Consider the following 22,341-nt stretch of genomic DNA (forward strand, 5'->3'; position numbering starts at 1 on the left):
AAGTATCATATTAGGTATCGTTTAACTGCTAGTTGCAAGACAGCGTCGAAACAGCAGCAGGCTTCCCCCAAAAAATAAACCACCTAAACTCACCATAGTCACCAACTGCGGCCAGATAATACTGAAGTCGGCACCACGAAACACAACCGCTTGAGAAAACGAAACAAAATGTCGTGACGGAAGAAACCAAGTCACCGGTTGTATTAATTGGGGCTGGCTTTCAATGGGCGACATTCCTCCCGACAAGGTCATCAAGGGTATGATTACCATCATAACCAACAAACCAAATTGCGCCATGGTACTGGCTATGGTTCCTAAAAAGATACCAATCGCAGCCGCCGCAAATAAATATAAAGAGGTACCTATCAGCAGCAATAGACTCGAGCCCGCCAAAGGCACATCAAGTGCCCATCCAACTATGAAGTACAAAGAGACCCCATAAGCTATCAGAATAACCAGGCCATTAGCCCAGACCTTAGCCATTACAATTTGAAACGAGGTGAGAGGCATTACCATTAAATGCTCTATGGTGCCGTGCTCTCGCTCACGCAATAATGCAGAACCAGTTAAAATAATGGTGATGATAGATATTTGATTAATTAAGGCATTAATCGCACCAAACCACATGCCGGTTGCATTGGGGTTAAAGGCAAACCGCTTAACCAATTCAACCGAACTCTGAGTACTGTTATCTGTGCGGTTAACGAATAGACTCACTTCTTTGTTCACAATACTTTGAATATAACTGCTGCCAAGGCTGGCCTGTGAAACAGCGGTTGCATCCACATTAATTTGTACCTTTGGTTGGCGCCCTTCACGAATATCACGTTCAAAGTTTGGGGGGATTTCAACCACGAACATAAATAGGCTTTGATCCATTGCAGCATTGACTTGATCCGCTGAGATCAACTCAGGCACATTAAAGTAAGGCGGATACAGGGCATTAGCAATAATGCCTGACAAAGCAGAATGATCTTCATCTACAATAGCAACCGAAGCATTATTGACGTTTTCACTGGTCGCAGTAGCTTGACCATAAATGGCTAAGGTAAATGAGTAAATAATCAAAATCACCATGCCTGTATCACTCATGATACTGCGCAGCTCTTTGGTACCTAACCAAAAAATGTTCAACCACGTTTTTAGCATTTAAGCCTCCTGCTTCTTAAGAAACATAGTCGCTACTGTGACTAAGATAGGCCCCATAATGGCGAGAATGATTAAGTCGTAGCCCAACTCATAAAAGCTTAAACCTTTAGTGAAAGCCGCCACACTTAAATGTAAATAGTAAGTCGCAGGCCAAATTGTACCTATAAAGTACGCCCCTCCCTCTAATGTAGAAATAGGCTGTAATAATCCAGAGAAAGAGATAGTCGGCATAGCAGTGAGAATGGTTGTGGCAAATACGGCAGCCACTTGCGACTTAGTGATTGAAGACATTAACAAGCCAAAACCAGTAGCAGCAAATACATACAAAAAAGCCCCTAACGTCAAACCCACTAAACTGCCTTTGATAGGCACCTGCAACACAAACACCACTAACAAAGTTAAAATAAAGAAATTAGCCAAACCTATACCCAGATAGGGTAACTGCTTACCTAACAAAAACTCTAAAGGTCGAGTTGGCGCCACATAGAAATTAGTAATGGTGCCAATTTCTTTTTCTCTGGCAATACTCACTGCCATCAAAATAGCAGGAAACATTAATAGCAATAAAGCTGGGGTTTTGGGGCCAAAAGAATAAATAGACTCAAAAGAAGGGTTGTAAACAAAACGAGGTTGTAATGAAACCTTCAGTGCTGCACTTGCATCAATACCAGCATCAGTTGCAAGTTGCGTTAAATACCTGGCATGACTTCCTTCCACATAGCCTTCAATGGTGCCAGAACGTAAGGTATTGGCTCCATCTATCCAAACAGAAACGACAGGCGTATGACCATTTTTTAAGTCTCGCCCAAAGCCCGATGGTATCTCAATGGCCAAGGAAATATCATTAGCTTTTAAGCGGCGCTCAACCTCATCGACACTATGTAACTCATCTTGTTCCAAAAAATAATACGAACCAGAAAAGTGACTTAAATACTGGCGACTCTCAGGTGATTGGTCATTATCTAATGCAGCAAACCGCAGGTCTTCTACGTCTAATGAAATACCATAGGCCACAACGAGTAATAAAATAGCACTTCCGAAAAAAGCAAAGGCGATACGCACAGGATCTCGCATTACTTCCATCACTTCTAAATAACTATAAGCCAAGAGACGGGTCACACTAAAACCTTGCACGGCCTTTTTAGGTGATGAAGATGTGGCCAGATTTGAGTTAATGACCGGCTCTATATCAGCAGGTTTAGAGGCTGTAGTTGCCTCACGCTTTTCTAGCTTTTGCTGTTGAACTTGGCTGGCATCTTCTAAGTAATGAATAAAGGCCTGCTCTAATGAATCCGCTTGTTTGGTTTCAATAATTTGTTGTGGTGTATCGTAGACAAGTACCTGACCTGCATGCATTAACGAAATACGATCACAGCGCATTGCCTCATTCATAAAATGGGTCGAGATAAAAATGGTGACCTTATCTTTACGGGACAACTCGATAAGTAATTCCCAAAAACCGTCACGCGCAACGGGGTCTACACCAGAGGTAGGTTCATCAAGAATTAACATTTCTGGTTCGTGGATCACAGCGACTGCTAAAGACAAACGTTGTCGCATGCCCAAAGGTAAAGCATCAGCTTTTTCATCTAATTGGGCTTTTAAGCTAAATCGCTCAACTAAACTTGCGATGCGTTCTTGGCATTTTTCTGCACTCAGGTGAAACAAACGCCCATGTAACACTAGGTTTTGTCTCACAGTCAGCTCACCATAAAGAGAAAATGCTTGGGTCATAAACCCAACGCGTTTACGGGTTTCTAAATCATTGGCATCTAATGGCTTACCAAATAACTTAGCTTCCCCCTCAGACAAAGGTAACAAACCAGTTAGCATTTTCATTGTGGTTGTTTTACCGCAACCGTTAGATCCTAAAAATCCAAATATTTCACCTGCTTGTATTTCAAAACTCACATTATTCACAGCAATAAATTCGTCAAAACGCCGAGTCATTCCCTTAGCAACTATGGCAGGTACCCCAGTACTTTTTGCTAATGGAGGGATAGTTAGTGAATGACTATCTCCTCGCTTACTTTCAGGCAACAACTTTACAAAGGCGCTTTCGAGATTATCAGTGGCAGTTTTGGTTTTTAATTGCTGGGGGCTGCCTGTATCCAAAACTTGCCCTGCATCCATGGCCACCAACCAATCAAAGCCCTCCGCTTCGTCCATATAAGCCGTCGATACAAGCACACTTAAATTGGGTTTTTCTTGACGAATAGAATCAATTAATTGCCAGAATTGACGTCGTGATAATGGGTCTACCCCAGTGGTAGGTTCATCTAGAATAAGTAAATCTGGATCATGGATAAGAGAGCAGCATAGACCAAGCTTTTGTTTCATCCCTCCTGATAATTTACCTGCAGGACGAGGCAAAAATGGATATAGGCCAGTAGCCTTAGTTAATCGTTCAATGCGCTCTTTACGCTCTTGTGAACTTTGGCCAAATAGCTTTCCAAAAAAATCGAGGTTTTCATTTACACTGAGATCTGCATACAGGTTTTTACCCAGCCCTTGAGGCATATAGGATATTTTAGGCCTCACGAGCTCTCGATGTTTCAGCGATCCCATGTCTCCGCCCAAAACCTCTAGGCTACCTGTTTGAAGCTTACGAGCGCCAGAGATAAGGCCAAGCAAGGTAGACTTACCTACACCATCAGGCCCAAGCAAACCTATCATTAACCCTCTGGGTATAGATAAGCTAATGTCATCAAGAGCCTGAACTTTCTTATAAACATGAGAAAGGCTTTTAATACACACAAGTGGTTGCTTGTCATCAGCCATATGCTGTCGTTACCCTATTGTGTTGTATCAGTAGATGGGAGATATCCTGATGGCAAGTTCTTTAGAAATTTGGGCCAAGGAGTAACAGAGTCTCCCGCAACAGGGCTCAATTGAATATATGCCACGCCTCTTACGCCGGTTTTCACAAGCTCAATATGTTGTTGCACTAAAGCTTGAGGGACCCTCACTTTAACGCGAAACATCAATTTTTCTCGCTCGGTAGCGGTTTCAACAGACTTAGGTGTAAATTGAGATTCAGGAGAGACAAAACTCACGTTGGCAGGAATGATAGTGTCCATGAAATCTAGTTGAATACGTGCTGGCGCGCCAATTGAAATACGCTGTACCACAGAGGTAGGTAAATACACCTCCATGTATATATCAGTCAAATTCAATAAGGTTAGTACCTTGCCACCACTGCCCAACACTTCACTTGGCTCTGTGAGACGGTATAAAACACGTCCTTTGCTAGGCGACACGAGAGTGGAGTCGTCTATCTGAGTCTGAATTTCGAGTACAGTAGCTTCTGATGCATCCACATTACGTAACCTAGACTCCAACATTGCTTCGGCGGCGGCTACATTGGCTTTTGCCACGGCCAGTTGGCTTACTTTAGTGTCGTATTCTTCGGTGCTGGTTAATTGTTTTTTGACTAACTCTTTAGAACGGGCCAGCTCTTGCTCGGCTAATACCTGCTGGGCCTGGCTTTGTGCTATGGCTGCCTGAGCGGATGCGACCAAACTCTCGGCACTTGCGACGGCGGCCTGAGCTTGAAGTAACTTGGCCCGCAATTGACTGGTTTCTATGCTGGCAACTATTTGGTCTGCTTCTACTAAATCGCCTTCTTGGACCAAAATAGCATCGACTCGCCCGGCAATTTTGGTTGAAATATCGGTTTGTACCGCTTCTATTCGGCCATTACCAAATGCTATGCCATCTGGCACACTTGGCTCTTGCATCTTTTGCCAAACTTGCCACACCACAATGGCAACACCAGTGACGATTACGGCCACCAATAATTTTTTTAAGCCTGTCGCCATAATATAAAACTCTCCAGTAATACCTGAAAAGTATTATGACAAAGACTAAAAAATGGTCATTGATGTGGGTCAATTATAAACTTATTTATGTTACTTAAAGTTCATCAATAAAGCTTAAGTGACCCATTAGTTACTCAGCAATTTTAATCTCAAATTCGGGCATGGCTTGAATCACTTTTTTAACCGTGCATGTGTTAGCGGCAGCCAATAACGCTTTTTTGTATTTTTGAGGAAAGCTGTCAGGAACGCTCACATCGATACTAAAACGCTTATGATATTTATCTTCGCCAATATTACTATTGTCTTGAGTTAAGGTTATGCCCTCGGTACTGATATCTCTTGACTCACAAAACTTGCGTATATAAAAAGCGGCGCAAAGCGGCATACTGGCAAGAAAGTAATCGAAGGGCTCAGGGTGAGATTCATCACCGCCGGCACTTATACTTTGATCACTAATAATTTTATGTTTGCCAAAACTCGCCTGTATTTTTTGACCTTCGAGTAAATCAATTTCAATTTTCATAACGCACCTTTACAATAAAAATTAAGCTGGTCTTTCAGTATACGTCAGAGCCAAAACAATAAACTAGGTTACTCAATTTCTGTTTTTTCAACTAACTGTTCAGCTAATTCATAGTTACCTTGGCTAAGTGCTATATCCACTAGGCTATTTCCAGAACTATCTTTAGCACCTAAATCAGCGCCCGCTTCTGTTAGCGCAGTAATCGTCTCTGTGCGATTAAAAAGTGTGGCGAACATTGCCGCGGTTTGACCGTTTTCATTAGTTTGGTCAATATCACAATCAGCACCAATTAACGCTTTTATCGCGCCAAAGTTACCTTTAAAAATTGCGCCCATTAACGCGGTGTTTCCAGAGTTGTCTTCTTGACAAGCGTTAGCATTAACCTCATTAAGCAAATAATTAACGGCATCTGTTTCACCGTGATAAGCCGCTAAAATCAAAGCTGTGTAGCCTTTCTTATCTGCAACATTTGGGTTTAACCCTGCAGCGTAATAAGCGGTGAGTGTTGATACGTCGCCTTTTCTAGCGGCATCAAAGTAAATGGTTTTTAATTGCTCACTATCAACGGGCTCTGCTTGGCCTGAAAATGCCAGAGTAAGCACAATTAGTGTCATCATGCTTTTAATGGATAGTTGAAAAACTGTCTTCATGATTGCGTCCTCTTTAAATAAAGAAGGCGTGCGATGACTGAACCACTGCGCGCCTTAACGTTAAATTGTTTCCTGCCACTGTGTGACTTAAAACGTGGCAAGCGACATACTTGAGTTATAAATCAGCTTTGTAAGAAATACGGCTGAAACCCTCTGCGACTTTCTTAGCGCGCTTTTCACGCTCAGCTTGTACATCCATTAATTGCTTAGCTGTGACTTTTACTTTGCTTAATGGTGCATTCGCAAGCTTAGCAACACCTGTACCGTAGTTTTTATCAGCGTTATACATGTAGGCACTGATAATGACGCGGATTTCTTCTTCAGGTACACCAGCTAGTGTTGTTCCTAAGTTTTCAATTAAGTGCTGCTGCTCAACTTTTGTGAAAGAGCGGAATTTCTCACCTGCTTGTGCAAAGTTACGTTGCTTGTAAAAAGGGGCTTGTTGAGTCGTTCCAGCCAAAGGCGTTTGTGCGTATTTGTACTGGTTGTCGTCATCTAAAGCAATACGGCGACTTGGTTGATAATTCACATCACGAGAGCTGCTTGTAGTACGTAACTTGCCGTGTTGTTCATGGTTATCAATCACTGCATTACGAGGAGCATTGATTGGAATGCGGTAAGCATTCACGCCAATTCTGTAACGCTGTGTATCAGCATATGAAAACAAACGACCTTGTAACATTCTGTCTTCAGACGGCTCGATACCAGGAATTAAGTTACTTGGAGCAAAGGCTGCTTGCTCTGTTTCTTCAAAGAAGTTATCTGGTACACGGTTAAGTGTTAATTTACCAATTTTCTTAGCCGGAACTAAAGATACAGGCCAGATTTTAGTGGTATCTAATGGGTTAAAATCAAAGTCATCTAGTTGCTCAGGGTTCATAGTTTGTAAGTATAAATCCCAAGAAGCTGTTTCACCTTTTTCACCGATACGAGTATAGATATCAGTCGTCATAGGTTGGAAATCTTTACCTTGCATAGCTTGCGCTTCTGCAGCAGTGAAGTTTTTCTCACCTTGGTTAGTTTTCCACGTTAACTTAAAGTATTTTACTTGGCCTTTGGCATTCACAAATTTAAAGGCGTGAACACTAGAGCCGTCCATGTTTAAGTAGCTTTGTGGCGTGCCCATATCAGAGAATAAGTGCGTCAACATGTGAGTTGATTCTGGCACGTGAGAGAAAAAGTCAAACAATCGTGCTGCACTTTGCGCATTAGTCACAGGCGAAGGTTTTAAGCTGTGAACCATATCAGGGAACTTAATTGCATCACGAATGAAGAAAATCGGGAAGTTGTTACCCACTAAATCCCAGTTACCTTGTTCAGTATAAAACTTAACAGCAAAGCCACGAGGATCACGCAATGTTTCTGGTGATTGGTGACCATGTATTACAGCTGAAAAACGTACAAAAACATCAGTTTTTTTATTTTCGCTTTGGAAAGGAGCAGCCACCGTAATGTCTGACAAATCCACATAGTTTTCATAGTAACCATGCACACCGGTACCACGAGCATGTACAACACGCTCTGGAACACGCTCACGGTCAAATGCAGCTAGTTTTTCAATTAAGTGACTGTCTTGTAATAATACAGGTCCCCAAGGGCCTGCAGTTTGAGAATTTTGGTTGTCGCCAACTGGCGCGCCATTCTGGCGTGTAAGCGTATTAGCACTGGACATAGTCGCTACGCTAAAAAGCGTTGCTGCAATCATAATTGATGCTTTGATTTTCATAATAAGTCTCCAATTTAGTCTTATGTTGCTTAGGGTCATTTGTGTCAACAACCTTAAGCTGTGTCTTTCGTTTTAAGTTGCGACAATTCACTTTGTCGTGTGTCGCAAACATTTCACAATTCGAATTTTTCGCTAATCTAGTTGTAATTTTTGCGGCCAATCCTGTGGCTTGAAAGAAGTATGCTGAGAAAGGTAATACTAATAAATTGAATTAAATCGAAGGTGATGTTCTAGATTTGTGAAGCAAGGGGTAGGGTTTGAAAATGCATGTAAATAAAGGGCTACATATATAACTTTGTAACCTAATTAAATCTGGAAAAAGTTAGAATTTCGGTTTGTAATTAGAGTATTCTTGAATTAAGGCTTGAATTTGTTGCAAGCTATCCTCGATGGCTTGGTTAAATACCCCCAATTGTTGCTCATCCATTAACCCTTTCCTCAACATGTAATATACGGGCTCATTGAATACAACTATTTGGGTATTAACTATATGTTCATAATAATTTGCATCTGCCATCAAAAAAACGCCAGCCAACTCATCTTCAATAGCAAAGTCTACTCTGCCTTTCTTAAGCAAATCGAAACGCTGTTTAGCAAACGTAGTACTAATTGTATTACCTTTAAAATCACCTAAAAACTGATTGAATTCTTTACCGTAATGACTTCCACGGTGCACAGCTATAAAAGTATTTTCTTGATTAATATAATCTTTATAATTTGCAGTGGTGGCGAGAGGTTGAGAAAGTGTTTTGTTATGTTTATTTTCAAACATAACCATTTTTTCATCACGATACGATTGACTAAACTGCGAAAAATTCGCTCTGTCTTGATTAAAACTTGAAGCAACAAGTAAGTCTACTCGATTATGTTTTAATTCTTCAACAGCTCGGCTTAAAGAGGGCATAGCCACAAATTCTATACAGTAAGGTGTTTTTTCTAACACTGTATGTAATATATCAACTTCTAAGCCAGCTTCTTTACCGTAGACTTTATAGAAATATGGAGGCCAATCATCACTACTAACAGCCTTTATCATCAGCTCACAAGCCGTCGACGGTAAACCGATCATTAGCATGCAGCTCAATATCATTGAATAAACGTAACGGGGGACTTTGAACATTTAACACCTTACATCAACATACTTGGCGCGATAGAGCGAGCACTACATTTCATGCAAAACTATCTACAAGCTTATGATTTTACAATAAAAACCAAAAAACAAAAGGTAATATTACATATACCTACTTATTAGATTACATAAGTGGGGCTGTGTTACAAACATCAGCTCCCAGTTTTAGCTAAACGTAACTTCAGCTCATATTAAAAAACACAAAAAAAAGCCCCGATGCTTGCGCTCGGAGCTGTATTTTTTGACGACTAAGAATTATGCAACATCAAACCTATCTGCATTCATAACTTTTACCCAAGCTGCAACAAAATCTTTTACAAACTTCTCTTTGCTATCATCTTGCGCATAAACTTCAGCATATGAACGTAAAATTGAGTTTGAGCCAAAGACTAAGTCCACTCTCGTCGCTGTCCATTTCACTGCATTGGTTTCTCGGTCACAAATATCATATGAATTTTTACCAGTTGGTTTCCAACTGTAATTCATATCGGTAAGGTTTACGAAGAAGTCGTTGCTCAAAGCACCTTCATTATCAGTAAACACACCATGCTTGGTGCCGTTAAAGTTTGTACCTATAACTCGCATTCCTCCCACTAAAACTGTCATTTCTGGAGCGGTTAATCCCATCAACTGACTTCTATCAAGCAATAGTTCTTCAGGCGTCACTACGTAATTGGCTTTTAGGAAGTTACGGAAACCGTCATGTACAGGTTCTAACACTTCAAATGCCTCTACGTCAGTCATTTCAAGACTTGCATCACCTCGGCCCGGTGAAAATGGCACATGCACATCGAACCCCGCTGCTCTAGCGGCATGCTCAACACCAATATTACCGGCAATAACGATGACATCGGCAACACTTGCACCTGTTTCAATGGCAATACCTTCTAATACCCTAAGCACACTGGCTAAGCGTGCTGGTTCGTTTCCTTCCCAATCTTTTAGGGGGGCAAGTCGGATACGAGCACCGTTAGCACCACCACGTTTGTCTGAGTTCCTGTAAGTCCTGGCACTGTCCCAAGCAGTAGACACCATATCGCTAGCACTTAAATCACTTTCGATTATTTTTGCCCTTACAGAATCGATATCATAGTCAGTTGCACCGACTGGGACAGGGTCTTGCCAAATCAAATCTTCACTGGGCACATCAGGCCCAAAGTAACGTGCTTTCGGCCCTAAGTCTCTGTGGGTTAACTTAAACCATGCGCGAGCAAATACTTCAGAGAAATAAGCTTGATCCTTACTGAATTTTTCTGAAATCTCTCGGTAAGTAGGATCCATTTTCAGAGCCATATCTGCGTCTGTCATAATCGGGTTCAAACGAGTTATTAAATCTTCAACATCAACGGGCTTATCTTCTTCAGCAATATCGATAGGCTCCCACTGCCAAGCCCCTGCAGGGCTTTTTTTCAGTTCCCATTCGTGATTCAGTAGTAACTTGAAAAATCCATTGTCCCATTTGGTTGGGTGTGTGGTCCACGCTCCTTCAATACCACTTGTGACTGTATTTCTACCAATACCTCGCTTGGTATTATTCATCCATCCAAAGCCTTGCTCTTCTAAGCCTGCGCCTTCTGGATCCGCTTCAAGTAAAGCAGCATCACCATTTCCGTGGGTTTTACCTACAGTGTGCCCACCAGCAGTTAGTGCCACAGTTTCTTCATCGTCCATTGCCATACGCTCAAACGTCACACGCATATCTTGAGCCGTTTTAAGTGGGTCAGGATTACCATCTACCCCTTCAGGATTGACGTAAATAAGGCCCATCATCACTGCCGCCAAAGGATTCTCTAAATCTCGCTCACCAGAGTAACGAGAACCTTCGCCACCGCTTGGGGCTAGCCATTCTTTTTCAGCTCCCCAATAAATATCTTTTTCTGGGTGCCAAATATCTTCTCGGCCAAATGCAAACCCAAAGGTTTTTAAACCCATAGATTCATAGGCGATGGTACCTGCGTAGGCAATTAAATCAGCCCAGCTTAGTTTATTGCCATATTTCTTCTTAATGGGCCAAAGTAAACGCCGAGCTTTATCCAAATTAGCATTGTCAGGCCAAGAATTTAATGGTGCAAAACGCTGATTACCCGTCGCAGCACCTCCACGCCCGTCGGCTATACGGTAAGATCCAGCGGCATGCCAAGTCATTCTTATCATCAAGCCTCCATAATGGCCCCAATCTGCGGGCCACCATTTTTGGCTATCTGTCATCATTGCATGCAGGTCTTTTTTCAGTTCGTCAACGTTTAGTGTTTTAAGCGCTTCTGTATAATCGAAACTATCTCCCAAAGGGTTGGTCTTTGTATCATGCTGATGCAAGATATCTAGGTTGAGGGCTTTTGGCCACCACTCCATTACTGACATATTACTTGCTGTTGCACCACCATGCATAACGGGACATTTGCTCTGTGACATATCTAAATCTCCTACTTCTTTAATGGAATGAATTATTTACTTGTAAGTGTCTATGTCGTCATTATTAACGACAATCACAATCACTTAAAATGATTAATATAGATTCAACTAATAGCTTTTAACTATTAATAGGTATTTAACATATTGATGAAGATGCTATTGTTAAATTGCTAATAAGGTATAGCATAAGGTTAACAACTCTGTTGTTGTGTAAGGTATTGGTTTCGAAACTATTATTGCCAGCGGACCTGCAGCCAATGCAAGCAAACACTCTATTATAAAGCTACTCTGGGCGACCCAAAAACCGCCCCAATATTGCTATTTACATAGTGACATCAGGGTTTCAAAAATTACTGTTTATAGCTTATTAAGTCTTTGTAAAAATGACATGGGTCTTACTTTAATGTAACAATCAGTTGTACTGAACGCCTATTCAGCAGTCTAAATTTTACAGTCCCGCTAAGCTAAAGACGTATAGATGAATACTAACAGGGCGAACTCACCGTAATAATACAAAGGAACCTTGCAATAAATCTTTTGTTGCTTTTAAAAATCCTTAGACCTAGTAATCCAATTAGGGCATCTAATTACGACATAAACATGTCTGTTTCTCACCAACATCATTAGACCTTAGTTGTATTATTCAATCAGTAAGTGTACAAAACTAAAGCTCTTTTTGGTTTTGCAGAAAACGTGAAAAAAACTTCCAACTTACTGTTTTCTATTAACATTAGATTAAAATAACTATGACAATAAAATCTAAAATAATTGCTCTGATCGCAGTCAGTGTGATTCTTCCTTTACTAATAATTTCATTAGTAATTATTAACAATGTACGCTCAAATGCTTTACTCGCTTTCGAACAGAAAAGCACCCATGAAATTGGACTAGTCGATACTATGTTTTCCCATTTCCTTAATGGTCTAGCTGAAAACGCTGCTTTTTTTGCAAGTGCAAATGCACTCACAGAATTGCAGCCTGGTGATATTAAAATTTATTTAGACCAAGCATCGTACATGATGACGCCCGATAAAAACTCAGTAGCTGAGCAAAAAGCCTTTGCACTGATGGATGACTTTGGAACATCTCACCCAGAACTTGCCTATATTTGGCTAGGTAGCAGCGACGCAGGTTATTTACAATGGCCACCTTCGGTGGGAAGTGCTAATTACGACCCAAGAAAGCGGGACTGGTATACTAAAGCCGTCAACAGTAAAAAAGCTGTGCGTATTCCAGCCTACGCTAACGCATCGGATGGAGAGCCACTATTAGATTATGTTCAAAGGTTTGATGGCAAAAACGGTTTTCATGGGGTAGTAGGAGTCGATGTTTCCTTAGCTAAACTAACCGAAGTAGTAAAAGGTGTGAAGTTTGGTGGAGATGGTTATGTGGTCATGGTTGAAGATACCGGTTCGGTATTAGCTGACCCTTCAGATCCTAATAACAACTTTAAGCCCTTGTCAGAATCTTCAAAACCATACTTTCAGTTAACTAATAACACCGCACTACAAGAAATAGAAATAGACGCTGAAACCTGGCTTGCAAAAGTCTATACCTCGCCCGATTTAGGTTGGAAATTTATTGGTTTAGTCCCAAGTAGAGTAGTTTTTGCCAATGCCAACAAACTCATAATTACCACTGTGATCATTGCTATTCTCATGGTGGCGATCTTTATCGTTATTGGATATTTCTTAGCAAGTACCGCCATTCGCCCTATTAACGTTATGGCAAATCGCCTAACAGACATCAGCCATGGTGAGGGAGACTTAACTCAACGTTTGTCGATAAACTCCAATGATGAGTCGGGACAAATGGGACAAGCTTTCAATCACTTTGTTGAATCAATCGACAGTATTATTGGCCACACAAAGTCATCATGTGCTCAAATTAGCGATGTTGCAGATCAATCGGACACCCTGTCTGATGAATTAAGTGAAGTAGTTTCCCATCAAGTCAAATCTGTTGATCAAGTATCAACTGCTTTTAATGAGATGGTTCAAACATCTAATGTGGTTGCCACAAACTGTACAACAGCAGCCGAAGCTGCAGAGAATAGTGAAGAGCAAGTACAAGAAGGTAATGACTTAATCAAACAAACCATGACATCGCTGCAAGATTTGCAAGTTGAGATTGACGAGTCAAACGATACAATGAGCGCCTTGGCAAAAGAGTCTAGCAACATTGTAGGAATTTTAGACACCATTAAAGCAATCGCAGCACAAACAAATTTATTGGCTCTAAACGCTGCTATTGAAGCGGCAAGAGCGGGTGAACAAGGCAGAGGGTTTGCAGTGGTAGCAGATGAAGTAAGAACTCTAGCTGGGCGCACCACCGAAGCCACCGATGAAATTGATAGAATGCTCAACAACTTTCAACTAAAAACCAATGCTTCTGCAACCAAGATGAGTCATAGCGTAGCGGTAGCGAAAAGCTCTGTAGACTTAGCGACCGAAACATCTTCAGTGTTCGAAAACATATTACAGTCAGTATTAGATATAAAGAGTAGAATGATAGAAATCAGCTTATCTGCCGAAAAGCAGCATCATGTTGCCGAAGAGATCAATACCAACGTAACCCAAATTCATAATGGCACAGTAAAATCAGACGCCCTGTCTAATCAAGTATCCGAATCAGCTACTACGCTAAATAAATTATCCACAGAATTACAAAGCATGGTATCCCATTTTAAATCAAGTGAATCTTAGTGATTAAGGAAACATGGCAATTTAAAACAAACTTTACGTGAGTCACAAAAGGTTAGCTGAGGCGGATTAAAAACAAGATTTGCGGTTACTTGGTTCGACTTAAGCACAGTAAACATTTACTGAACCTTAAACTCCGCAGTAAAGTGATTGGATTGGTTTAAAATATACGAGCTTTTTGGCACACCATGGGGGGCAACAAATAACTTTGTAGTATGCCTATATATATCTTTCACTGCACCATTTACCACCTTAACTGCAGCAGTGTTCACAGGTATTTTTACCTCAGTAAAAAGCACTGAGGTCTCGTGTCCCAGATAAACTGTACCTTTCCCAAGTGAAATAACGTTACCTTTCACAGTCACTTGTAGTGTTTTATTTAAATGGGCCAACACTTGCTGATTGAACTCCTCGGGGGTGGTGTATGGAGTATCAGAAAAATGCATTTTCACCTCTTTTCTAAATGCGTCTAATGACGATTTTATCTGTAAGCTCCAAGTATTGTTATCTTGCTCGGTAAACGTCACCACGGAATAGTCAAAGCCGTGAGCTTGAACATTTAATGATAACCAAAAAACCGCTATAAACAGTATGAATTTTTTCATACTAAACGCACCTCAATTAATTTACGTGAAATTGAAAAAAAACCTAAACCTTTCTAGTAAGGTTTAGGTTCTGTACTTGAATAAAACTATTTAAATAAAGTCGTCATCACGCTATTTTATTCAGCCCAAGCTCCATAGAAACAATCTAGAAACTCATTACTTTCCAATGACAAGACATGATAATGGTAACCACGGGTATCATCCGTATGCCCCCTACATTCATCTAGTTCAGTCGCTTCGTTATCTTCATCATCTAACTTCGCGTACAACCCATAGCCATCTAAGGCATAACCAATCATGGCAGAATGACCATCAGACTGTTCAATACGGGTCGTCATGCCAGTATCACCATGGTAGTGATAACCCAAACTATTGTTAACATGCCCGCCAGCATCATCTACTGGTGCTATTTGATATCCGGCTAGAATAATATCTATGTCAGCTGGATGATCAAACCTCACACCATTAAATGCTAAGCCTCGCACAGTTGGGCCATACTCAACCCCTTGCACTTCTAGGGTTGGCCCATCACTAAGAACGACTGACTCGCTTTGTTTACTTGGGGTAATTGGAATTAAGTAAGACACCTGAGTACTCACCCACTCTGGCAAACACTGGGCACACATATTAGTAAACTCATCTTCGATATTAGGATCGGCACCTTGGGCGCATTGCTCCGCGGTTTCCATACGGCGCACAGACCCATCATCTTCATACATCTTAAAACCGGGGTCATCATAGTAAGTCGCCAGGTTTAAAATAAACTCACCATCAAGGTCGTTTATTTCACCATTATCAAACCATAAACCACCGTTTTCAGCAGTGTCATAAATAGTCTCTGGGCACCAAGGGCCCATATCATGTTCGGTGGCAGTGTGTTTAGAGGTAATTTCATAACACAAGGTTTCTGTACCATCACTTAAGGTACAAGACACAGTATCAACACTGACATTTTCACCCGTTAAAAATAAAGTAGCGTCTACATCTAAAACAAGCTCATCAGAGTCAACACTTGAGTCGTCAGTGCCACTATCAACGACAGTGTCTTCGCCAACCGTGGAATCGTCAGAATGACTATCGCTACAGGCCGCCATAAACAGACAAAATGTAATAGCACTTACTCGAATTATTTTATTATTCACACCACTCTCTCCAATCAACGCCAAGAATTAAAGTCACAACTACAACCAAACACATAAGTAGTTTTTTAATGAAAAGGTGCTAGCAAAAATAGTAGCTAATTAAAAACTGAATACTTGATAGCAACCGATATCGAGGTTTACTCTAAAAGATAAAAAATAAAAGAATGTGGATAAAATGAGGAAGCGGTAACATTTAATAACAAGGGCTATTTTCTTAATACCTTAAAGTACAAAAATACTTTAATAATCGTTTTAAGGTTTTCTTCTATTTTATAAAACTAAAATACTTTAAAAACCTTACACCTGTGATGAAGAAGATCACCCCCAATTTTGAAAATATGTGTGTTTGATTACAATCATAATAAACAGCTGATAACGGCAGTTTTTCTAATTTCCTACTTCCTTTTAAGATTGGCCACTTATTTCCCAGTCAAAAGTGACTGAATACTGTCAAAACCAGAGCGTTATGCGAACTAAATTCCAACATCATCAACTCCCTCTCCTAGATTTGCTTTCAGTCTAACAACAAAGCGTCCTTCATCAGGCTCAGCCTCTTCATTGTCGTTAAGTTGCCATTCACCAACTAATAACAAACGGTTTTGATCTTCTAATCCACCATATTCTTCAAATCTTAAAGAACCAGTCCACGCTTACTCATAAAATATATCTATTAGAGACCTTAGAGTTCAAAAAACATGCCTACTTAAGTCTAGAATCGCACTCCTAAACCTAAGAAAAAGTGACCTGTTACTTAACGACTAAAAATCATTATGCTGATTAAATCTCTAAAAATAATAATTGAAACCGAATGACAACGTTTTTCCATATAAGTCCTTGTCATAAGATGCGGATACAGCACTATAATGGTTTACCTTTGATGTACCCGTGAGCTTCACGATATTACCCAGATTCGATACATTATCCCCAAAAAACTCACGTCCTACTGTAACCGAAAAACGAGTGTTAGTATTAAAGTTAGCGGTTAGACTGAGTGTTGGCGCAATGAAAACGCTGCCATTATTAGCCACATTATTACGTACACCACCCTTTATTCCGTATTGTAGCCAAGTACCATTTCCCAAAAAATAAACATCACCAAAATAACCACTCGCAGAAAATAGCCCTTCAAAACCATCACCTTTAAGCTCTACATTTCGATAGTTAATTTTCATTCCCCATTCAAATGCATCATCTCCATATTGGCCTGTCTTACCGATTTCACTCTTATGAACATCAACAATATCTAAAGAATCCAAGGTGATTTTGTCTCCGATGAATAACGATGTTTGAAAGAAAATCAACTTCCCACCGTTACTAACATCATCAGGCCTATCAGTTTGGTTATAATGCGCAGGACGAAAAACCAGTTTCAACCCATTCCTGTAATTTCTATTTTCCCAACTTACAGCTACTGTTACTGGCGCACGACTAGTCAAATCTTTTTGTTTAAACTGACTCTTATCATAGGCTTTACCACCAGAAAAAAATAATCGTAGCTTTTTAATAGCATTTAGCAGTTCGACATCGCTTTCTTCATTTAGATGAGCGTAACCATAAAATAACAGGGCTTCTGCAATTTCTTTATCAATTCCATTAGCGACTACTTTTACACTCTCCTTAGCTTGGAGTTTCAAAATCGCCATATCTATAGATTTTCGCTTCTCAGACGCAGCTGCAAAATATAATTGAGAAAATTTAGTTTTATTTGAAGGTGAGTATTCAAATGACCTAATCAAACTATGTTCATTTAAGTAGGCAATCAAATGCACAGGATAAAATAAAGGCTTAGCACCAATATGAGTCATGTTGGGTTGTGCGTATAAAAATCGGTAAATTTCGTAAGCACAATTCCGATGTGTAAAATAATAGGTGAAGTTTGCTTGTTGCAATTCATATAAATGTAAACTTAAAAACAATACACTCTCTGAGCTTAAATTAAGTTTGTACTCATACAAATCACGGCCTTCTAGTTGAGAGTAAACATGACTTTGTTTGTAATAACTCGTTGACGTAAATTGGGTTTCATACACACCAAACACCCCCTTAACCATATACGCTAACGGGTTTTCATTTTCTGGAACATTAGCACCAATGTTCAAGGTCTCGTTGGCAAGTTTAATGTTACTTCTGCCAAGTTTAATAAACATATGCCCAAAATAAGAAGCCGGATTCCCCATATATCCAGCTGCAAATACGATGGATATATCATTTACACCCTTTATAAAAATCGCCAACTCAGGGCAGTTTTGATAATGGGCAGACGGTAAATGACTTAAGTGTTTCTGAAGAACATAATAAGTAGCTGGGAAACGACAATAATAAGACGCTACATTTTGCTGTTGGGTTAATAGTTGTAAATGCTTATCTAAAAATGCTATTTCTTTTTCTGGTGAAAAGTATTGGTCATCTGAACTAAATAACCGGGGGTTGGTAAATTCAGTTTTGTATAATTCCTCTTCTTTTTGAGCATGCATCACTCGTACAAATTGCTCTACAAACGTGTCCGAATAACTAGCAGCAAATACTGTAGGCGAGAAAGAAAAAAGATAAAAAAAGACCGATAGAACTCGGCCTTTGTCTAAAACAGCTTTCATCTAGTTACTAAGATTGTATTGAACAGCTTTTAGCAGCTTCAGTACTCATAACATTTAAATATAAATCTTCAGCTTTTTCTAAACGTGAAGAGTCTATTGCCAATTCAGCGCTTGCAATATTTTGACGAACTTCAGCAGTCATTTTAGAGGCCGCATCTGCATCACAAGACATGATAGTAGCAAGCGTATTAATGTATTCGCCTTCTCCTTGAATTATATTTTGCTCAAGAGATTCATAAGTCTCATTGATGAAAACAGCCGTTTGATAGCTAGTTCCATTACATGTTTCTGGGCTAGCAGTTGCAGAAATAACAGCGGTTGTACCTACATCCCAAATAACGTTTGAGGTCACTGCAGCCCAAGCTGTATCTTTAAATAAAGCAGCACCGATGCCACAATCACTAAAAGGGTTGGGGCCATTACCGGCAGCAAAAACACCACTAGACAGTGACGCCAATAACATTGTTCCGAAAATACTTTTTTTCATTAATAATCCTTAATTTATTATAGACCTATTAAACTAATAGCCCATGCAGAATACTACCTAAGTATATGTATTTTGACAAAAAATATTATAAGTAAGCAAGATTGGTTCAATAAGCTTTAAAAAATCAGAAATATATTTAATCAAAAGGCACTGCCAATATCCCTTGTAAAACACACCTACTTAAATCTATTCTCGCACTTCTATGTCCAAAAGAAAGTTACTTCTTAATTTGAAATTCAAATTAGTGAGAGAAAATGCCATATCGATGTTTTAGGTTACCTTTTACCCAATAAAAAATTACGTAAGAAAAACTATCCCCCGCCAAGAGAGCCATACCCAAAACCAATGTTTTCCGTAACTTATAAAGGAGTTAATTTAGATGTCACAGCTCTCTGAGCCTCTGCGCAATCCAGACGAGAGCGAGAACACTTGCTGCAAGAGCAATAATTTTACCACGCTCTGAAACACTCTATTTCCCAGTCAAAAATGACTGAATACTGTCAAAACCAGAGCGATATGCGAAATAAATCCCAACATCGTCAGCTCCTTCACCTAAATTTGCTTTTAGTCCGACAACAAAGCGTCCTTCATCAGGCTCAGCTTCTTCATTGTCGTTAAGTTGCCATTCACCAACTAATAACAAACGGTCTTGATCTTCTAATCCACCATATTCTTCAAACCTTAGATAACCAGCCCACACTTTGCCTCTTGGTATTGAGTTTTTGTTAGTACGCATGTCTTTACCGTAATAACGATACTCAAGAATCGGTCCGTAGTAATAAACCACCGCATCTAAATCATCAGCCACTTTATCTCGTGTTTTAAAGCCAGCAATGCCCCCGACTGCAAAATAATCTTTCAACACACCAGAATCATCATTCCAAAAGCTCGTAGTAAGCTTGGTGTATACATCTAAAGAACCTACAACATCATTGAATGTAGGTTTAGTTACACTAGTCACATCCTCATCGGTGGCGGTATCGTCATCGGTATCAACCTCTACTTCCTCCTCTGCACCTGGTTCAGGATCAACATCTAATTTTGATGAGCTATCCTCTGCATCAATAAACGAAGGGCTACTAGCCAAAAACCCACCTATCTCCCAATGAATAGGCGCTTTCTTACCAACAAGCCATCGCCCATCAAAACTAAATTGAGCTAAAGGAGATTGCTCAGTCAGCCCTTTATGTGTGCCATCATCTTCATAGGCCGAAGCAATGGCGTACCCCACCATAAATTGATTAGTCCAACTAGATGACTCGGTAAAAACTGCATTGTTCTTTTCTATTTCTTCTGGAGTGGGTTTGTCTTTACATAGCTTTAATACAGCGCTTATCCAATCAGCTCTAGACTGTTTTGTGATATCTGTAGGAGGATCTGATGGAAACTTCTTAACAGCAAATAGATCAAGATCTATAAAATCATAGTTTTTTGTTTGCTCTTGTGAACACAACTCAATAGCCGGAATTATGGTTTTAAGCTCAGTACTCAAGCACGTTTTTTGTTCATTATTCTCACAATCGACAATGATATTATTAGCCTCCGAAGTATCAGCAGTACTAATAAATGAGGTGACACAAAGACTTAAAAAAACAGGTGCGATTAAGGTTAATGCTTTCATTTTGACTCTCCAATTAAGGTTTAACTTAGTTGGTGATACGTAAATCTAATACCTCTCATAAAGTGAAAGGATTTTTGAAAAGCTGATAATAATAAATTTGGCGTGACACCTATGCTAATTACTTAATTTTTAGCTCCCAATCATTTTAAGTAACATTTTGCCATGAGAGATAACTAGAATAACAACCACTAGTAAAACAAGTAACTGATTTGCTAACTCCTCAGAAAATTAATAAGGACAAGAAATGAAGTATTTATTAGTAGTATTCTTTTTAGCTGTAATGACTTCTTGTGGTTCAACAGTGTCAACAAAACATAGCCTTACTGATTGTGAACACCCATCAGGGTGGTGTAAAGAAATTAGAGAAACTGCACAATCTTCATTTATTTTTGCTCAAATAGCAGCTAACACATATGAACCAACGCCTTTATTCACATTACCGAATCAATACTCGTTGATCGAGTTTAAAGACAATGACCCAATAGGTTTTGCGTATTCAATTTATGAAAATAAGAATACAAATACGCTAATAATTTCATTTCGAGGTACTGAAAATATGAAAGACTGGTGGTATGGTAATATCCTCGCATCACAAAACAAATCAGGACTGAATCTATTTGATAAACTTAGAGAAAAATATTCTGATGACACTAACTTTATTGTTACAGGTCACTCACTAGGTGGGGCCATCGCTTTGGAGGTGTCACTAAAAAGAAATAATGTTGATGCATATGTTTTTAATACCTCTCCACGATTCAGTTCTAAAGGGTACAATATCTCAAATAAAAGAGTTTCAATTGTAGAGTATGGAGAAGCTCTTAAAATTCTGAGAGCACCATCCATAGAAGCTTCTCAAAAATATACTTCTATTGGATGCTCCTCGGGCTGGCCTATATCTCAACATGAACAATCAAAATTGGCGGCTTGCTTAACTCAAATCGCAGCAATACACTCCGATTTAGCGAAGGAGTCATTAAAAAATAATAATCTTGAATTTAAATACAAGTAAAAATTGATCCTAGGGAGCATTAACATAACACCCTATTTTTAGGATCACCCTCATAGTTGATTCCATAATTAAGGGTTACCGTAAACAAAATAAATAAGCTAAATGAGTACAACTAATATTTGGAAAAGTGCCCAAAAAAAACGCCCGTGAAAAGTTTACATAGTTCGTATACTTTTTACGGGCGTCTCGTTTGTCCGATTATTTAGCGTTTAGCTATAATCCATACTGCGTGAATAATTCCTGGAATATCCCCTAAAATAATCAGAAGTATGTTTAACCAAAAGGCTCCGCCTAGGCCCACTTGTAAAAATACGCCTACTGGAGGAAGTAAAATTGAAAAAATAATCCTAATTAAATCCATTATTGAGCTCCTAAATGTTTGAGAAAGAAACGTGTTTTTACGCAACACATAGCATCAAGAGCAAATGCCATACCGATGTTTGAGATTTACCCTAGCCGATTTAAAACTAACTAAGAAATTACTCTGCAAAAAACAATGTTGTGCTAAGTACAGTGTTGCCAAATTCTTTTTCATAACCAGTGGCATTTTGTTTGAGCTTAAATCTAAATAGATATTAATAACTTAGCGTACTTGCGTTAAGTACGTAATTGTTACAATATAACAATTAAGACATTGACTGTCTTTGATTCTCCCCATCACTTTCTGTGGGCAATGCCCGACATTAAATGAAGAGTTATTACGCTTTTAAATTTAACCTAGATGCCCTAAGGGGTTTCGGTAAAGTTTTATGCGCCTTTTTATCAGTCTAA

At 39.6% G+C, this 22,341-nt stretch carries 16 protein-coding genes; 2 read left to right on the forward strand and 14 right to left on the reverse strand.

Going from position 1 to position 22,341, the window contains the following annotated elements:
• Window positions 1-21 precede the first annotated feature (21 nt).
• From ABJE44_RS17205 to katG, 8 genes are all read right to left on the reverse strand, one after another.
• Window positions 22-1,149, reverse strand: coding sequence for an ABC transporter permease (locus ABJE44_RS17205; RefSeq protein ID WP_348112803.1), 1,128 nt, complete (start codon window positions 1,147-1,149; stop codon window positions 22-24).
• On the reverse strand, window positions 1,150-3,930 hold the full coding sequence (rbbA, locus tag ABJE44_RS17210; RefSeq protein ID WP_348112804.1) for a ribosome-associated ATPase/putative transporter RbbA: 2,781 nt from the start codon (window positions 3,928-3,930) through the stop codon (window positions 1,150-1,152). It lies immediately after the preceding gene.
• 14 nt (window positions 3,931-3,944) lie between these two features.
• Window positions 3,945-4,970, reverse strand: a complete 1,026-nt coding sequence (locus tag ABJE44_RS17215) for an HlyD family efflux transporter periplasmic adaptor subunit (protein WP_348112805.1) — start codon at window positions 4,968-4,970, stop codon at window positions 3,945-3,947.
• Between the two features lie 130 nt (window positions 4,971-5,100).
• The gene (locus tag ABJE44_RS17220; protein ID WP_348112806.1) at window positions 5,101-5,493 is read right to left on the reverse strand and encodes an OsmC family protein; all 393 of its coding nucleotides are present in this window, start codon (window positions 5,491-5,493) and stop codon (window positions 5,101-5,103) included.
• 68 nt (window positions 5,494-5,561) lie between these two features.
• Window positions 5,562-6,143, reverse strand: a complete 582-nt coding sequence (locus tag ABJE44_RS17225) for an ankyrin repeat domain-containing protein (protein ID WP_348112807.1) — start codon at window positions 6,141-6,143, stop codon at window positions 5,562-5,564.
• 115 nt (window positions 6,144-6,258) lie between these two features.
• Window positions 6,259-7,869: a catalase gene (locus ABJE44_RS17230; protein WP_348112808.1), complete on the reverse strand. Its 1,611-nt coding sequence runs from the start codon at window positions 7,867-7,869 to the stop codon at window positions 6,259-6,261.
• 322 nt (window positions 7,870-8,191) lie between these two features.
• Window positions 8,192-8,989, reverse strand: a complete 798-nt coding sequence (locus ABJE44_RS17235) for a transporter substrate-binding domain-containing protein (protein WP_348112809.1) — start codon at window positions 8,987-8,989, stop codon at window positions 8,192-8,194.
• 264 nt (window positions 8,990-9,253) lie between these two features.
• Window positions 9,254-11,410, reverse strand: a complete 2,157-nt coding sequence (gene katG, locus ABJE44_RS17240) for a catalase/peroxidase HPI (RefSeq protein WP_348112810.1) — start codon at window positions 11,408-11,410, stop codon at window positions 9,254-9,256.
• A gap of 746 nt (window positions 11,411-12,156) precedes the next feature.
• Between katG and ABJE44_RS17245 the strand changes: the two genes are divergently transcribed.
• Complete coding sequence (locus ABJE44_RS17245; RefSeq protein ID WP_348112811.1) at window positions 12,157-14,115, forward strand: methyl-accepting chemotaxis protein; 1,959 nt, start codon at window positions 12,157-12,159, stop codon at window positions 14,113-14,115.
• Between the two features lie 116 nt (window positions 14,116-14,231).
• Here ABJE44_RS17245 and ABJE44_RS17250 read toward each other — a convergent pair whose 3' ends face one another.
• The 5 genes from ABJE44_RS17250 to ABJE44_RS17270 all read right to left on the reverse strand — a co-directional run bounded on the left by ABJE44_RS17250 (window position 14,232) and on the right by ABJE44_RS17270 (window position 20,561).
• The gene (locus ABJE44_RS17250) at window positions 14,232-14,717 is read right to left on the reverse strand and encodes a hypothetical protein (protein WP_348112812.1); all 486 of its coding nucleotides are present in this window, start codon (window positions 14,715-14,717) and stop codon (window positions 14,232-14,234) included.
• Between the two features lie 116 nt (window positions 14,718-14,833).
• Entirely contained in the window at window positions 14,834-15,859 is a 1,026-nt protein-coding gene (locus ABJE44_RS17255; RefSeq protein WP_348112813.1) for a YHYH protein, read from the reverse strand.
• A gap of 785 nt (window positions 15,860-16,644) precedes the next feature.
• Window positions 16,645-18,453: a DUF4105 domain-containing protein gene (locus tag ABJE44_RS17260; RefSeq protein ID WP_348112814.1), complete on the reverse strand. Its 1,809-nt coding sequence runs from the start codon at window positions 18,451-18,453 to the stop codon at window positions 16,645-16,647.
• Between the two features lie 7 nt (window positions 18,454-18,460).
• Window positions 18,461-18,940: a DUF3015 family protein gene (locus ABJE44_RS17265; RefSeq protein WP_348112815.1), complete on the reverse strand. Its 480-nt coding sequence runs from the start codon at window positions 18,938-18,940 to the stop codon at window positions 18,461-18,463.
• A 469-nt stretch (window positions 18,941-19,409) separates the two neighbouring features.
• Window positions 19,410-20,561 carry a hypothetical protein gene (locus ABJE44_RS17270; RefSeq protein ID WP_348112816.1) on the reverse strand — a complete coding sequence of 384 codons (1,152 nt, stop codon included), beginning with the start codon at window positions 20,559-20,561 and terminating at the stop codon, window positions 19,410-19,412.
• 244 nt (window positions 20,562-20,805) lie between these two features.
• On the opposite strand from ABJE44_RS17270, the gene ABJE44_RS17275 reads away from it, so the two are divergent.
• A complete protein-coding gene (locus ABJE44_RS17275) occupies window positions 20,806-21,570 on the forward strand; it encodes a hypothetical protein (RefSeq protein ID WP_348112817.1) in 765 nt (254 codons plus the stop codon).
• A gap of 202 nt (window positions 21,571-21,772) precedes the next feature.
• On the opposite strand, the gene ABJE44_RS17280 is transcribed toward ABJE44_RS17275, so the two are convergent.
• Window positions 21,773-21,931: a YqaE/Pmp3 family membrane protein gene (locus ABJE44_RS17280; protein ID WP_348112819.1), complete on the reverse strand. Its 159-nt coding sequence runs from the start codon at window positions 21,929-21,931 to the stop codon at window positions 21,773-21,775.
• Window positions 21,932-22,341 lie beyond the last annotated feature (410 nt).

Source organism: Paraglaciecola sp. (genome assembly GCF_039942875.1).
GTDB lineage: Bacteria > Pseudomonadota > Gammaproteobacteria > Enterobacterales > Alteromonadaceae > Paraglaciecola.

Bases quoted from the DNA above. Each gene is read 5' to 3' on its own strand.
- ABJE44_RS17205 (WP_348112803.1), bottom strand. From the start codon at position 1,149: ATGCTAAAAACGTGGTTGAACATTTTTTGGTTAGGTACCAAAGAGCTG.
- rbbA (WP_348112804.1), bottom strand. From the start codon at position 3,930: ATGGCTGATGACAAGCAACCACTTGTGTGTATTAAAAGCCTTTCTCAT.
- ABJE44_RS17215 (WP_348112805.1), bottom strand. From the start codon at position 4,970: ATGGCGACAGGCTTAAAAAAATTATTGGTGGCCGTAATCGTCACTGGT.
- ABJE44_RS17220 (WP_348112806.1), bottom strand. From the start codon at position 5,493: ATGAAAATTGAAATTGATTTACTCGAAGGTCAAAAAATACAGGCGAGT.
- ABJE44_RS17225 (WP_348112807.1), bottom strand. From the start codon at position 6,143: ATGAAGACAGTTTTTCAACTATCCATTAAAAGCATGATGACACTAATT.
- ABJE44_RS17230 (WP_348112808.1), bottom strand. From the start codon at position 7,869: ATGAAAATCAAAGCATCAATTATGATTGCAGCAACGCTTTTTAGCGTA.
- ABJE44_RS17235 (WP_348112809.1), bottom strand. From the start codon at position 8,989: ATGTTCAAAGTCCCCCGTTACGTTTATTCAATGATATTGAGCTGCATG.
- katG (WP_348112810.1), bottom strand. From the start codon at position 11,410: ATGTCACAGAGCAAATGTCCCGTTATGCATGGTGGTGCAACAGCAAGT.
- ABJE44_RS17245 (WP_348112811.1), top strand. From the start codon at position 12,157: ATGACAATAAAATCTAAAATAATTGCTCTGATCGCAGTCAGTGTGATT.
- ABJE44_RS17250 (WP_348112812.1), bottom strand. From the start codon at position 14,717: ATGAAAAAATTCATACTGTTTATAGCGGTTTTTTGGTTATCATTAAAT.
- ABJE44_RS17260 (WP_348112814.1), bottom strand. From the start codon at position 18,453: ATGAAAGCTGTTTTAGACAAAGGCCGAGTTCTATCGGTCTTTTTTTAT.
- ABJE44_RS17265 (WP_348112815.1), bottom strand. From the start codon at position 18,940: ATGAAAAAAAGTATTTTCGGAACAATGTTATTGGCGTCACTGTCTAGT.
- ABJE44_RS17270 (WP_348112816.1), bottom strand. From the start codon at position 20,561: ATGAAAGCATTAACCTTAATCGCACCTGTTTTTTTAAGTCTTTGTGTC.
- ABJE44_RS17275 (WP_348112817.1), top strand. From the start codon at position 20,806: ATGAAGTATTTATTAGTAGTATTCTTTTTAGCTGTAATGACTTCTTGT.
- ABJE44_RS17280 (WP_348112819.1), bottom strand. From the start codon at position 21,931: ATGGATTTAATTAGGATTATTTTTTCAATTTTACTTCCTCCAGTAGGC.